Here is a 14583-nt window from a genome sequence, read left to right as displayed (position 1 = left end):
TAATCGTAGGGAGAATTGCCATTCTCGGTTCCCGATACCTCTATTGTACTCACCAAATTGGCAAAACACAGACAAGAGAATTTTCAGTGATCAGTAAAGGGAGTGGGGTGTGGGGTGTGGGGTGTGGGGTGTGGGGTGTGGGGTGTGGGGTGTGGGGTGTGGGGAGAAGGGAGAATAAATAAAGGCAATCTCCTGAATCCTGTCTCCTGTCTCCTGCCTTCGTATAGATTATTCAGGGTTTCTTTGTCTTTTTGCCCGTTCAATTTCTGCTTGTAGTTCTGCTATTTGTCGCTGTAATCTTTCGCTTTCCCTATCATTAGCATCAATATTAATTGAGCTTTTTACCCCTGTTTTGGCATAGTTTCCCCGGCGAATTTGACGATAGGATTCCGAGTTAAACCATTCCTGTAGATAATGCACTCTTTCCACGGAAAAAGGATGGGTTAAAAAGGAACCATTACCGCCATTATAAATGAGAAATTTATAAATCTGGTTTAAGTTATCTTGGTCTAATTGTCGGTAGGCTTCTCCTTGGCGAATAAATTCTTCTAAGTTGCATTCATGCAGATATTTTTGACTTCCTCCTGCACATTTCATTAAAGTTCTCAGGACTACATTTAAATCATCGCTAACTAATAAAGCGGCTCTGTCTGCGGATAATTCGGCTTTTCTGCGCCATTCATAAAAGGCATAAACTAGACCAGTAGTAATGGCTTTTCCTAGTCCTAAGGTGATGCCCCCAAGGAAATTAGCCGCCCCCATCACCCAAAAAGACATTTGAATTAAAATACTATGATCGCATTTTAAATGACCTAATTCGTGGGCAAGAATTACCCTAATTTCTTCTTCATCTAATAGGTCTAAAAGGGCAGTATTAAAGACAATGTAGGGATGTTCCGAACCTAAAGAATAGGCATTCGCTGAAGGGTTTTGACTGACATAAAGATTCGGTTCTGGGGACATATCTAAATCCCGCAGACATTGGCGATATATACCGTATAAAGTGGCGTATTGACGCGGGCCGACTTTGAGATCATTGCCCATTAATAAAATTTGCTGGGGACGTTCATAGAGATATTCGGAAAAACTTTTCGCTAGTAAATCAAACCCCGGAACTGATCTTAAGGCCTGTTCAGCTTGCTGATCTAGGGGATGTTTAAAAGCTTGACTGGAGATATCAGGATAAGTTGGCATATTTTTTCAAGGAAAAAGGGGAAAGGTAAAAATGATAATTCAGTCGTTAGTCAGAAATAAACGGGCATTAATTGCCAAGTTTTTAAGATTGTCTTGTCAACTTTTTCGAGGCAACCTATGGCATTATAGTCAGGAATTACTTCTAGAAACAGTTGGCGTTTATCAAATCAGTAATGTCTCTCAATAGGTTTTTAATTCTGCAAAATTGCGGATTCTAGAGTTTATTTGGTTGCGGTGACATAGAATAGACCTGTGGGAGAAATGAGCTTTTTTCTTGTTAACTATCCTTGGCAACAATTCCTAGATTCGATAACAAAGCTTGTAGGTTAGTTTGCACGGTAGCGGGTTGGTATCTCTTAATAGTTTCTAGGGAATTATCAGCGAGTTTTTGCCACAATTCCATATTATCATAGAGTTCGATCACCGCTTGGGCAAATTCCTCGGCAGTATCGGCAATTAAAACATCTTGGTGGTCAATTAATCCCATACCTTCGGCACCAATTTTTGTGGTAATAGTCGGTAATCCTAGGGAAAGACTTTGACCTATTTTACCCTTCATTCCCGCACCAAATCGCAGGGGTGCGACAAAAATCCGACTCTTTTGGAAATAGGGTTCCACTTCGGGAACATAACCGGTAACAATCACTTGATCATTGGCTAATTCTTTCACTTCATCCTTGAGGTTACTTCCCAATAAATTAACGGTAATATCGGGACGGGATGCCCAAACTAAGGGCATAATTTCTAAACATAACCACTTAACGGCATCAATATTAGGAGGGTGATTGTAGCTACCAATAAATACTAAACCCGATCGCTGGTCAAAGGCAACTTTTTCTGACAGGGAAATTTCTTCATGGATATTGGGGATTACCCAAACATTTTTCACTCCTAAAGAGGATAATACCTGCTTTTCGTCTTCGGTTACTACTACGGTTGCTTCCGCTTGATTAGCATAGTTTAACTCTAATTTCTGATAGGTTTGCCAACTCCAGCTAGTATTTTGGTAACTGGGATCGAGATAGTCTTTTTGCCGTTTTAAACGTAGAAAATGCAGGTCAATTGTATCATAAATAATTGGTGCTTTTGTTTTTAAGCGAATTAAATCCATATACTTATCACACAATTCGGGACGACACAACCAAACTCCATCGATCAGGGGTAAATATTTGATTAATTTTTCTTCTAGATTATATCTTTGCGCTGTGCCATAAATAACTTCAATTCCCAGCTGTTGCAGTACAGAAGTATAGGGTTGTTCAGGATAGCCATTATCGGGAAAGAAAATCACTGAATAGCCTAAATTGAGCAGTAGCTTAAGAATATTTAATAAACGCACACAGCCGGATTCTCGATCGTATAGTGGAACGTAGGAATCGATGACTAAAATTGTCGGTTTTCCTTGTAAACGTCGGGCAGCTTTGGGTACATTATTAGCATCGTTATCTAGGTGTTTAGTTAATACCTTTGACCATTTTTCTCGAAACTTAGTTTGATTAATAACTTGATATTGTTTGATCCCACTAGAAAGGTCTGTTCCCGAGGTGATTCCTTCGTAGTGAATGACGTTAGATTGGGGTTGATAAAGGACTTGATAACCCAATTCTCGGAGGGCAAAACATAAGTCTGTATCTTCGTAATATGCGGGGATAAAGTCTTGACAAAAACCACCTAATTGCTTAAATAAATCTGTAGGAACTAATAAACTTGCTCCCGAACAATAGTCCACGGGACGGACATAATTATATTCCGGTTCCTCGGGACTATCTAAGCGTCCATAATTCCAACCATCGGCAGAATTCCAGATAATTCCCCCCGCTTCTTGTTGTTTACCATTAGCATAAATTAACTTGGAACCCACCGCACCAACTTGGGGATTATTGATAATTAATTTCACTAAACTTTCTAGACAATTTTCCAGAATTCTAGTATCGTTATTGAGAAAATATAGGTATTGACCTTTTGCTTGACTAGCCCCATAATTACAGGAACGAATAAAACCAGAGTTTTCTGTATTAGTTAATACTTTAATTCCTTTAACTAAAGTTGCTAATTGTTCTAAGGTTTCATCGCTGGAAGCATCATTAACAATGATTATTTCATAAGCTAAATCAGAACTTAGGTTAACACTCAAGGATTCGAGACAGTTAAAGGTGTAGGCAAATTGGTTATAAACAGGAATAATAATCGAGACTAAAGGATCATCACTACTGGCAATTTCTAGGGGTCGCGGTTCAGCTAATTTAGCACTTTCGATCACCTGTTCTTCAAATTCAGAGGAACTCTTTCCTGTGAGAATTTTAATAATTTTTCGTTTCGTCTTTTTGAGTGCTGGTTTCCATCCTTCCTCTTGGAGACTAAAGACAAATTTTTTGAGCAGTTTTTTAACTTTAAAAATAATCATTATTACCATAAATAATCCTCTAGAGAAAACCAATCTTGTGCTAAATTTAAATTTCTTTCTGCTCTAATAATAGCTCCTTCCTTTAATTGTTGCTTGAGGTAGTTTCTCTGGGGTTCCATAATATAAGTAGATGGGTGGAATTAAATATAAGATGAACGTAGGTTGGGTTGAAGCATGAAACCCAACGCCCGCATGGGTTACGCTACCGCTAACCCATCCTACAAATAATTGTGCCTCCCTACTTATAATTTAATCGCTTCATTAATTAAATTATTATATTCTTTTTCAGGATAATCACTACTCGCCAACCATCGATCGAGAAGTTGCATGGTATCTTCAGGGAGAGTTATCTGAAGTTGTCTGGCCATTTTGTCTTTCCTAACCATATCTAGACAATAACAATTATAAGCCCCTAGAGCGATTTTAGTTGCTGTCAGGATAAATTCTCGGGGCGGCGGCGATTAATTTTTGGGTGTAGGGGTGTTGGGGATGGCTAAAAATCTGTTCAGTGTCACCCATTTCAACAATTTTACCCGCAGTCATCACCGCAATTCGATCGCAGAGGAATCTCGCTAACCAAAGATCATGAGTTATAAATAAATAAGTGAGATTAAATAACTTTTGTAACTCTAACATTAACTCTAAAACCTGTGTCTGAACACTAGCATCGAGCATACTAACCGGTTCATCACAAATAACTAATTCTGGACGAGTAATTAAAGCGCGAGCAATGGCTACCCTTTGCTGTTGTCCCCCCGATAACTCCCTAGGATAGCGTCGATAAAATTCCTCTACCGGTGTCAAACCGACTCGATCTAACATTGTTAAAACCTGTTTTTTAGCCGTTTCTAGATTAACTTTTTGATGGATAAAAAGCGGATCAGCGATACTTTCTCCCACCGTCATTAAGGGATTGAGACAAGCGAGGGGATCCTGAAAAATCATCTGCATTAAGCGCCGTTTTGGACGCATTTTTTCCGCCGACAAAGGGGTTAAATCTTCTCCTAAAAATTCCACTTTTCCCCCGGTGGGTTTAATTAACTGTAATAGGGTTCGCGATAGGGTACTTTTCCCACACCCCGACTCCCCAACTAAACCGAATATTTCCCCTCGATACAGTTCAAAATTGACTTCATCCACCGCTTTAATAAATTTCTTTTCTTTCTTTAAAAAGCTATCTAAAAAGTTACCTTCTAGGGTATAATACTGTTTTAAATTATCCACCTTTAACACCGTTTCCTTGCCTTGAATTGCCGTTGATTTTTCCTCCCGTAGCTGTAGGTGTAAAGCGGCGGCCAAAAGAGAACGAGTGTAGGGATGTTGAGGCGCTTTAAAAACTGTTTTTACCAATCCCGATTCGACAATTTTGCCCCCCTTCATTACCGCTAATCGATCGCAATATTCTCCCACCATCGCTAAATCATGGGAAATTAACAATAATCCCATCTGTTCCTCGCTACATAAACGCTTTAATTCCCGCAGAATTTCCGCCGAAACCGTCACATCTAAACTGGTGGTGGGTTCATCGGCAATAATTAACTTAGGGTTTAATAATAAAGCTAAAGCAATGGCCACTCTTTGCCGCATTCCCCCGCTAAATTCGTGAGGATATTGGGACCAACGATTAGCGGGAATTTTCACTTTTTCTAGGACAGTACAAGCTTGACTTTTAGCTTGACGATAGGTTAAATTTCCCCGATGAGCTTGCAAAGTTTCCACACAATGATCGCCAATAGTCATCAGCGGATCCAGTCGCGTCATCGGATCTTGAAAGACTAATCCCACCGCTTCCCCGCGAAACTTTTCTAACTGTTTGCTAGATAAAGATAAAAGCGATCGCCCTTCAAAGGTAATCTCACCTTCCACGTGAGTGCGATTGGGTAATAACCTTAAAATAGCCTTACCGATGGTCGATTTTCCACAACCAGATTCACCCACTAATCCCAGAGTTTCCCCTTTGCCTATACTAAAAGACACCCCATCGATCGCCCAAGCGGGAGAACTTAATTCTGTCGGGTAGGCAATTTTTAGGTCTTTAATTTCCAACATGACGCGATCGGTAACGATAAAAGTTAGGACTTAAGTAAGTAGTTATAATTAAATCGAAGATAGATTTTGCCTCTGATCCCCCCTGCCCCCCTTGATAAGGGGGGTGCCGATCCCCCCTGCCCCCCTTGATAAGGGGGGTGCCGATAGGCGGGGGGATCCCCCTTGATAAGGGGGGCATCTGATAATTTTTAACGCCTACCTACTTAGGGTCAAGTATGCCACACAAACGGCGATCGAGCATTTAATTACTAATCGACAACTGACCCTAACAAAACCCGACAATACCCCTTTAAAGTCGCCACTCGCTCGCTAATTATCTGTAAACGTTTCTCCCGTCCTTGCCGCGCCGAGGCCAAAAATAACCAATCCGTCTCCAGCAATCGCCACGATCGATATAGTTCCGTCTGGAGCGTGCGCCAACGATTAGCCACCTCTGGGCTGAAATTGTCATCATTTAGTGACAATATCTCCCCTTCTAGACAGGTTTGTAAAGCTTGAAAAGATTGTAACCCCGTGGAAGCATCCCCATCCAGAAGGGCAAGACTGAAATCCTCCAGTTTTCTTAACAAAGATTTGTAAGCTTGATGGTAATTTGTCGGTAGCATCCAATACAAAGCGCGTTAGAATTTGTTACATAAGATTAACGATTTGCCGTCACGGTTGCAAGTCCTCTTCCCGATCAGAGACAAAAACTTAAAAGAATCCCGCCCTTTTCGCCGATCGATCCGATTCCAGTGTTAGAGAGTTAAGTAATCTGGCATCCCTTCGGCCTAATAATTTTCTAGTTATCCGTCTCCTCCCCCCCCCTATTATCCCCCCGATCTAACCATGAACGCCATCACTGCCATCCAACCGGAAACCCTCACCGCCCTTCCCCGGGCCACGGAACCGAAAAAAGCGTTAGTTTTACCCGATTGGCTGAAAGAATGCCTGATTACCTACGAAAACGACCCCCAGAATCCCGATATCGATTTAATCTCTAGGGCTTTTAATTTCGCCCACAAACTCCACGAGGGCCAGTATCGCAAATCCGGGGAACCCTATATCGCCCATCCCATAGCTGTGGCGGGATTACTGCGGGATCTGGGGGGTGATGGGGCAATGATCGCGGCGGGATTCCTTCACGATGTGGTGGAAGATACGGAAGTCACCCCCGAAGAAATCGAGGCTAGATTCGGTGTCGAGGTGCGTAATTTGGTGGAAGCGGTGACAAAACTCTCCAAATTCAACTTTTCTAGCAAAACTGAACGGCAAGCGGAGAATTTTCGCCGAATGTTCCTGGCGATGGCTCAAGATATCCGCGTCATCGTGGTCAAATTAGCCGATCGCCTGCACAATATGCAAACCCTCGAACACCTCACCCCGCAACAGCAGCAACGCATCGCCCTAGAAACTAGAGAAATCTTTGCTCCTCTGGCTAACCGTTTAGGGATTGGCAGATTTAAATGGGAATTAGAGGATTTATGCTTTAAATACCTCGAACCCGATGCTTATCGCACCGTGCAGTTATTGGTATCGGAAAAACGTATCGATCGAGAGGCCCGCATCGAAACCGTCACTAACACATTGCGGGAAAAATTGCAAGAAATTGGCATAAAAGTTCTTGATTTACAGGGTCGCCCCAAACATCTCTACGGCATCTATCATAAAATGCACAATCAGGGCAAAGAATTCGAGCAGATTTATGATATTGCCGCCGTCCGCATTATCGTCGAAACCAAAGAGGAATGTTATCGTTGTTTAGCCATAGTTCACGACCAATTTACTCCGATTCCTAACCGTTTTAAAGACTATATCGGTTTACCAAAAGCTAACCGTTATCAATCCCTCCATACCACCGTTGTTGGTTTAAATGCCCGTCCCCTAGAAGTGCAGATTCGCACCCTAGAAATGCACCACGTTGCTGAATACGGGATTGCAGCCCATTGGAAGTATAAAGAAACCGGTTCTAGTCACACAACTTTAACCGCTGAGGATGAAAAATTTGCTTGGCTGCGTAATCTGCTCGACTGGCAAAAAGACCTTAAAGATGGCCAAGAATACATGGATGGCCTGAAAAATAATTTCTTTGAAGAAGATATCTATGTTTTCACCCCCAAAGGTGATGTGGTGGCTCTGGCCCAAGGTGCGACACCGGTAGATTTTGCCTATCATATTCATAGCGAAGTAGGTAATCAGATGAAAGGGGCAAGAATTAATGGTAAATGGTCAGTTCTTGATGCTCCCTTGCAAAATGGTGATCTGGTGGAAATTCTCACCAGCAAGCATAGTCACCCTAGTTTAGATTGGTTAAATTTTGTCGTTACTCCTAGCGCCAGAAATCGCATCCGGCAATGGTACAAAAAATCGCGCCGAGAAGAAAATATTAGCCGGGGTCGTGATTTATTAGAGAAAGAATTGGGTAAAACTGGCTTCGATGCCCTGCTGAAATCGGAACGAATGCAATCGGTGGCTAAACAGTGCAATTATGTGGCAGTAGATGATTTATTGGCGGCCTTAGGTTACGGCGAAGTTACCCTAAAAAATGTGGTTAATCGTCTGCAAGAAACAGTTAAAAATCAACAGGAAATTTTAACGGTCAAAAATCCGCCCGATGTCCTGACTGATTCCCAATTGATTCTACCACCTTCTCCCGTTCAAAGGGCTTTACCCGTTAGTAAATCACCGATCGCCGGTGTGGAGGGATTAGTCTATCGTTTGGCCGGTTGTTGTTGTCCTTTACCAGGAGAAAATATTACCGGTATAGTTGCCCATGCGGGGGAAGGTATTGTTATTCACCGTCAGGGCTGCTCGAATGTGGAAAAAGCCGAAGCTGAACGCTTAATTCCTGTTAGTTGGAACCCCCTAGATGACCAGGGACGTTATCCAACTTATCCAGTAAATATTCAGATTGAAGTGATTGATCGCGTCGGGGTTTTAAAAGATATTCTCTCTCGTTTAAGTGACCAAAATATTAACGTTCGCAATGCCGGAGTTAAGACTAATTTCGGCAAACCCGCTTTAATTTCCCTGAAAATTGAAGTAAAAGACCTGCAACAATTTGAACGCTGTGTTACTCAAATTAAGCTGATGAGCGATGTTTTAAACGTTCGTCGCATCAGTCAGGTGAAAAGCGAACGAGAGTAGGTTAAACCTAAAATTACCGCTCATATCCCCCAAACTTCAGAGCGCCTTAGCTTTTGAACTGGGATGCTGACACTGACTAAAACCACGATGGCAATATCGGCACTTTTTGTCACCGAACAACGTAGGATCGATAATTAATCTGAGCGCAAAAATCCCTATGTTATTATCCCTACTCTCAGTCATCAGTTTTCTGATCAGTTTTCTGGTGGTTGCCCTGATTAAACAACGTTTTAGCCAACAATTGTTAGATATTCCCAATGAGCGTAGCAGCCATAGTCAACCCACACCTAGGGGGGGTGGACTCGGTTTTGTCGTCGCTTTTGCTCTTACCAGCGGCCTCAGTTATTTTCTCCTTCCTCCTTCCCTACCTCTCATTCCCCTGTGGTTGTCCCTGACTCCTTTAATTATTATCGGCCTTCTCGATGATCGTCGCGGTATTCCCTCTAGTATTCGCTATTTAGTGCAGTTATCCTCCGCTAGTGTTGCGGTCACTTTTTTCGGTGCTTTTCCCCAATCTTGGCTATTAGATTTAGGTTTTGTCGGCAAAATTTTGGCTGTTATTCTCACAATTATCGGCCTGACCGCGATGATTAATTTTTATAATTTTATGGATGGTCTCGATGGCTTGGTGGCTGGCTGTACGGCGGTACAATTAGGATTTCTCGCTCTCTATTTTCAGCAACCAATTTTATGGCTTTTAGTGGCAGCTTTAGGCGGTTTTCTCCTCTGGAATTGGTCGCCAGCGAAAATTTTTATGGGTGATGTGGGTAGCACCAGTTTAGGGGCAATTGTCGCTATGGTTTTACTTAATAACCAGGGCAATCAAAGTCAGGCTTGGTCAGCTTTAACTATCACTTTACCTCTGATTGGTGATGCTATTTATACCCTTATTTGTCGATTATTAAAAAGGGAAAATATCTTCCAAGCTCACCGCAGTCACCTTTATCAAAGATTACAAAAATCTGGCTTGTCTCATTCACAAGTAGCGATTATTTATATGGGGGTAACTCTCCTGATTGCTATTAGTGTTAACTACTTAGGAAACCTAGTAGCATGGCTGAGTTTACCTCTGATTCTAGGATTAATTTTTTTCGGAGAAATTTATCTGAATAGGAAAGTTAGCGAGCATAATTTAGCAGTGACAAGAAAAGAATAATTTTTTATTGCTATGGACTTAGGGGTTAGTCAAACCCAGAGAATGTTAGACTAAATCCTATTTAAAAATTATAGGATCGGGGGGTAAGGAGCAGCAGGAATCACTCAAATAGTTATTGGCTAAAGTCTTTTATTTTACTCAAAAACCGATGGTTTTAATCTGGCAAAAACTGAGCTATTTATCTATTATCCCTCCTAACCAAGAGAAAAGAAAAAATTAATATTTATCGGCCAGGGTTAGCTGATATGATCAAGGAGATGACTATCATTCCAAAGTCAATGAGCGCAAGAACATTATTCGATAAAGTCTGGGACGCACACACGGTTAAGATTCTTCCCAGTGGACAGACACAATTATTTATCGGACTGCATCTAGTCCATGAAGTCACCAGTCCCCAAGCTTTTTCGATGCTGAGAGAAAGGGGTTTAAAAGTATTATTTCCCAGACGGACTATTGCCACCGTCGATCACATCGTCCCCACCGAAAATCAGGCGCGTCCTTTCCTTGACGATTTGGCCGAGGAAATGATCCGGGCGATCGAAACTAATGTTCAAACCAATAATATTCCTTTCTACGGCATCGGTTCCGGCAATCAGGGCATAGTTCATGTGATCGCTCCCGAACGGGGTCTAACCCAACCGGGGATGACGATCGCCTGCGGTGATTCCCACACCTCCACCCACGGCGCTTTTGGGGCGATCGCTTTTGGCATCGGCACTTCCCAAGTACGCGATGTTCTTGCTACCCAAACCCTATCCCTATCGAAATTAAAAGTGCGTCGAGTGGAGGTAAACGGCGATTTAAACCCCGGTGTCTATGCTAAAGATGTAATTCTCCATATTATCCGTCAATTAGGCGTTAAAGGCGGTGTTGGTTATGCCTACGAGTACGCTGGTAGTACAATTGAACGGATGTCCATGGAAGAAAGGATGACGATTTGTAACATGGCGATCGAAGGTGGGGCCCGATGTGGTTATATCAACCCTGATCAAATCACCTACGATTACCTCAAAGGTCGTGATTTTGCGCCCAAAGACTGGGAAAGTGCGGTTAATTGGTGGGAAAGCATTAAAAGCGATGCCGATGCGGTTTATGACGATGTGGTGGTCTTCGATGCCGGCGAAATCGAACCCACAGTTACTTGGGGGATTACTCCGGGCCAAGGAATCGGGGTTAACGAAGTCATTCCCACTCCCGAAAGTTTACCGGCAAGTGAAAGAGCGATCGCAGAGGAAGCCTATCAATACATGAAACTCACCCCCGGCACCCCGATTAAAGGCACAAAAATCGATGTCTGCTTCGTCGGTAGCTGTACTAACGGCCGGATCAGTGATCTGCGCGAAGCGGCCAAATTTGCCCAAGGTCATCGTGTTGCCCCCCATGTGAAAGCTTTTATCGTCCCCGGTTCCGAAAGAGTCAAAAAACAAGCGGAAGCAGAAGGATTAGACCAAATTTTCCTAGCATCGGGCTTTGAATGGCGCGAGGCGGGCTGTTCCATGTGTTTAGCCATGAATCCCGATAAATTGCAGGGAGATCAGATCAGCGCCTCCTCCTCCAATCGTAACTTTAAAGGTCGTCAAGGTTCCGCTTCCGGTCGTACTTTGTTGATGAGTCCGGCGATGGTGGTAGCGGCAGCAATTAAAGGGGAAGTCACCGATCCCAGGGAGTTGTTAAATTAAATAGGGTTTGCTGAAAAAGTTTGTTACTGGGGTCAGGAGTCAGGAGTCAGTATTCAGGAGTCAGTATTCAGGAGTCAGTATTCAGGAGTCAGTATTCAGGAGTCAGATGTGAGTTTTCAGTTCACTGATTACTGTTTACTGATCACTGAAAAAAAGCTTCCCAACCCCAAGACATCAATCGCCCTTATACCTTAATCGAACTAGGTTCATCGACGGCGGCGATAATGCGATGACAACCGGAAAAGGGTTGCGCCCATTGATACTGGTGTTCTAAAGGATTACCCCAACAGAGGCCGAGATATAATTCCGTGCGCGCCACATCTAATTCCGCCCATTCGGACTGGGCGACTAATTCGGCTAGATAATCGGCAGAAATGGGACGACGGGAGTTAAGCGCCCACCAAAAATTCATATTAGGGGTGATACTGTTCCAAAACTCTAAAACCGAGGCTTTGGCAGCCATGAGAATTTCCTTGTCACCCGCCACGGCAACTAATTGATTATGAATTTCGGGATAACGGAGAGTGCGATCGCCCCATTGACAAACACGCCAGATAATGCCCGAAACCTGATATTGTTGTTGATAATCGTGAACTTGGCGGCGAAAATCCTGATAGGCGAAGACTTTGCCCACCTTTTCTAGATTGATCGCCTTGGCAATCACCGGATTATCAATGCGCTCCGCCGGGGAGAGTAAGAGACGTTCCCCTTTGCAAGTGGCGTGCATTTCTCGCTCGAGGATTTCAATTAACTGCTGTGTCGAGTAAGCCATACTACCGCTCTTACCTGAGAGAGGATTTATTTTTATGATAAAATAATTTAGTAATTAGGGTTGGCTGAATAAATCTAAAAACCTTGTTGGATAAGACTTTTAGACTTTTTTGTCCTCAAAAAGTGCCAGCTGAGAGTGATCGGGGCGAAAATTCTGCGACTTTTTCCCTGAAAATTAGGTAATTGACCGTCTGAAAAAGGGTAAAACCCTACACCCAACACCCCACACCCGGCCCCGACGAAAAACTTTTTGCCGCAAACCCTAATTAAGCGACTAAGCTAAGACGCATCTTAACCGCCTATCCTTAGATTAGCTGAATTTCCCCCAATCCCTTTACTATTGCCTCTTGCCTCTTGCCCCGTCTCAACAAGCAATTTAAATGCTTGACAGCTTACTAACTGTTTTAAGGTTAGCAATTAACTTGGATAAAGCGATGTCAGGCTTGTAATCGATAATCAGGTGAACGTAATCCGAAAAAAAGTGATCTAGACCTGTTAATAGGCAATTTATCCCCCGAATGAGCTACAATTATCGGTCCAACGTGGTTAATAGCGAGCAGATGCGTCGCATTGAAGGGGCAATTTTTGCCTCTGGTATGCCTGTGGCCGCTTTGATGGAAAAGGCAGCCCTGTTAACGGCACAACAGCTTAAAAAGTCCTATTCTTTGGCTAATTTCCCAAAAATCGGCGTTATCGTCGGCCCTGGTCACAATGGCGGTGATGCTCTCGTGATTGCTAGAGAACTACATCTCGCCGGCTATCAAGTATCTCTTTTTTGTCCGATCGCCAAACTCAAGGATTTAACAGCACAACAGGCTAATTATGTCAAGCATTTAGGCTTAATTTTTCAGAAAACTTTAGAATCTTTAGAGGATTGTCAGTTAATTATCGATGGTCTTTTCGGTTTTGGTTTAGAAAGGACTTTATCGGGAGAGATTGCCGAATTAGTCGATAAAATTAATAGTTGGCAAAAACCGGTAATTAGTATCGATATTGCTTCGGGAATTCACACCGACACCGGAGAGGTTTTAGGCACGGCAATTAAAGCCACTCATACCTTTTGTTTGGGACTCTGGAAGCGAGCTTTTTTCCAAGATTTGGCCTTACCCTATCTGGGTAAAGTGGAGTTAATTGACATAGGAATTAGTCCCCTTGACCTAGAAACAATTCTACAAGATTCACCGCCAATTCTGAGGGTTAATCCCGATCTAATTCGCCCTTATTTACCTTTACCCCGTCCTCTCCTTACCCATAAATATCAGCAGGGACATTTATTAATTATCTGTGGTTCTCGTCGTTATGCAGGGGGGGCAATTCTTGCCGGATTAGGAGCGCGAGGTAGTGGTGTAGGAATGCTTTCTATTGCTGTTCCTGCTGCCCTTAAATCTTTATTAATTAGTCATTTACCAGAAGCATTAATTATCGATTGTCCCGAAACTGCCACGGGAGCTATTGCCGAACTTCCCCTAGAATTAAATAATTATCATGTCCTCGCCTGTGGTCCTGGATTAACTACAGAAAATCCCGCTATTATCGAACAGGTTTTAGATAGTGATAAACCGATTATACTCGATGCCGATGCTTTAAATATTTTGGCTCAACTGGGCATAGAAAAATTATCATCTCGTCAGAATAAGACAATTTTAACGCCTCATTGGGGAGAATTTAAACGCTTATTTCCTAACTTATCAGGTTCTCAAGATAGGATTAATATCACTCAAAAAGCATCTCAACAAAGTGGTGCAATTATCTTATTAAAAGGAGCCAGAACTATAATCGCCTCCCCGGAAGGTAAAATGTATATAATCCCCGAAAGTAGCTCCGCTTTAGCGCGAGGTGGTAGTGGTGATGTCTTAACGGGATTAATCGGCGGATTCTTAACCCAAATGCCGGATAATGCCCCGGAAGCAACCGCATTAGCGGCTTATTTACACGCTCAAGCTGGCATTTTAGCAGCCAAAGAAAGGACAGAATTAGGAGTAGATGGAGTAACTTTAGCTAATTATTTATTTGCTGCCCTTAAAGGTTTAAATTAAAATCTGGGGGGAAACACACGCGCCCCAAAAACCGAGTAAAATCGATAAAGGATTAAGTAGGTAGGTGTTAAAAATTGTCAGATTTCCCCCCTTATCAAGGGTAGGGTTGATTCATGAATCAACCCTACCATGAATCAGCCCTAGGATTAAGGGGGGATCAGAATTGAT

At 42.7% G+C, this 14583-nt stretch carries 13 protein-coding genes; 5 read left to right on the top strand and 8 right to left on the bottom strand.

Annotation, left to right across the window (positions count from 1 at the left end; translation table 11 throughout):
- Positions 1 to 83 precede the first annotated feature (83 nt).
- Both PX482_RS16510 and PX482_RS16505 read right to left on the bottom strand, forming a co-directional pair.
- On the bottom strand, positions 84 to 263 hold the full coding sequence (locus PX482_RS16510; RefSeq protein ID WP_288122705.1) for a hypothetical protein: 180 nt from the start codon (positions 261 to 263) through the stop codon (positions 84 to 86).
- Positions 229 to 1194: a M48 family metallopeptidase gene (locus PX482_RS16505; RefSeq protein ID WP_288025452.1), complete on the bottom strand. Its 966-nt coding sequence runs from the start codon at positions 1192 to 1194 to the stop codon at positions 229 to 231. The genes PX482_RS16510 and PX482_RS16505 overlap by 35 nt, the downstream gene beginning before the upstream one ends.
- Positions 1195 to 1225: 31 nt before the next feature.
- Here PX482_RS16505 and PX482_RS16500 point away from each other — a divergent pair, with 31 nt between their 5' ends.
- Entirely contained in the window at positions 1226 to 1381 is a 156-nt protein-coding gene (locus PX482_RS16500) for a hypothetical protein (protein WP_012267676.1), read from the top strand.
- A 90-nt stretch (positions 1382 to 1471) separates the two neighbouring features.
- On the opposite strand, the gene PX482_RS16495 is transcribed toward PX482_RS16500, so the two are convergent.
- The 4 genes from PX482_RS16495 to patD form a co-directional block, all read right to left on the bottom strand.
- Positions 1472 to 3607 carry a glycosyltransferase gene (locus tag PX482_RS16495; RefSeq protein WP_288025453.1) on the bottom strand — a complete coding sequence of 712 codons (2136 nt, stop codon included), beginning with the start codon at positions 3605 to 3607 and terminating at the stop codon, positions 1472 to 1474.
- 233 nt (positions 3608 to 3840) lie between these two features.
- A complete protein-coding gene (locus tag PX482_RS16490) occupies positions 3841 to 3966 on the bottom strand; it encodes a hypothetical protein (RefSeq protein ID WP_002759643.1) in 126 nt (41 codons plus the stop codon).
- Between the two features lie 55 nt (positions 3967 to 4021).
- Positions 4022 to 5647 carry a dipeptide ABC transporter ATP-binding protein gene (locus PX482_RS16485; protein ID WP_288025454.1) on the bottom strand — a complete coding sequence of 542 codons (1626 nt, stop codon included), beginning with the start codon at positions 5645 to 5647 and terminating at the stop codon, positions 4022 to 4024.
- A gap of 248 nt (positions 5648 to 5895) precedes the next feature.
- Complete coding sequence (gene patD / locus PX482_RS16480) at positions 5896 to 6252, bottom strand: heterocyst frequency control protein PatD (RefSeq protein ID WP_288056707.1); 357 nt, start codon at positions 6250 to 6252, stop codon at positions 5896 to 5898.
- A gap of 223 nt (positions 6253 to 6475) precedes the next feature.
- Between patD and PX482_RS16475 the strand changes: the two genes are divergently transcribed.
- The 3 genes from PX482_RS16475 to leuC all read left to right on the top strand — a co-directional run bounded on the left by PX482_RS16475 (position 6476) and on the right by leuC (position 11608).
- Positions 6476 to 8773 carry a RelA/SpoT family protein gene (locus tag PX482_RS16475; protein WP_288094528.1) on the top strand — a complete coding sequence of 766 codons (2298 nt, stop codon included), beginning with the start codon at positions 6476 to 6478 and terminating at the stop codon, positions 8771 to 8773.
- A 157-nt stretch (positions 8774 to 8930) separates the two neighbouring features.
- Entirely contained in the window at positions 8931 to 9929 is a 999-nt protein-coding gene (locus PX482_RS16470) for an MraY family glycosyltransferase (RefSeq protein WP_288094527.1), read from the top strand.
- A gap of 278 nt (positions 9930 to 10207) precedes the next feature.
- Entirely contained in the window at positions 10208 to 11608 is a 1401-nt protein-coding gene (gene leuC, locus PX482_RS16465; protein ID WP_288122703.1) for a 3-isopropylmalate dehydratase large subunit, read from the top strand.
- A 184-nt stretch (positions 11609 to 11792) separates the two neighbouring features.
- On the opposite strand, the gene PX482_RS16460 is transcribed toward leuC, so the two are convergent.
- The gene (locus PX482_RS16460) at positions 11793 to 12380 is read right to left on the bottom strand and encodes a hypothetical protein (RefSeq protein ID WP_002758762.1); all 588 of its coding nucleotides are present in this window, start codon (positions 12378 to 12380) and stop codon (positions 11793 to 11795) included.
- Positions 12381 to 12755: 375 nt separating this feature from the next.
- Positions 12756 to 12890, bottom strand: a complete 135-nt coding sequence (locus PX482_RS16455; protein ID WP_256378306.1) for a transposase — start codon at positions 12888 to 12890, stop codon at positions 12756 to 12758.
- A gap of 7 nt (positions 12891 to 12897) precedes the next feature.
- On the opposite strand from PX482_RS16455, the gene PX482_RS16450 reads away from it, so the two are divergent.
- Positions 12898 to 14415 carry an NAD(P)H-hydrate dehydratase gene (locus PX482_RS16450; RefSeq protein ID WP_288122702.1) on the top strand — a complete coding sequence of 506 codons (1518 nt, stop codon included), beginning with the start codon at positions 12898 to 12900 and terminating at the stop codon, positions 14413 to 14415.
- Positions 14416 to 14583 lie beyond the last annotated feature (168 nt).

Source organism: Microcystis sp. M53602_WE12 (genome assembly GCF_030065455.1).
In the GTDB taxonomy this organism is placed as follows: domain Bacteria; phylum Cyanobacteriota; class Cyanobacteriia; order Cyanobacteriales; family Microcystaceae; genus Microcystis; species Microcystis aeruginosa.
Note: the sequence above shows the minus strand (reverse complement) of the source record. Positions and strands in the feature narration are given on the sequence as shown.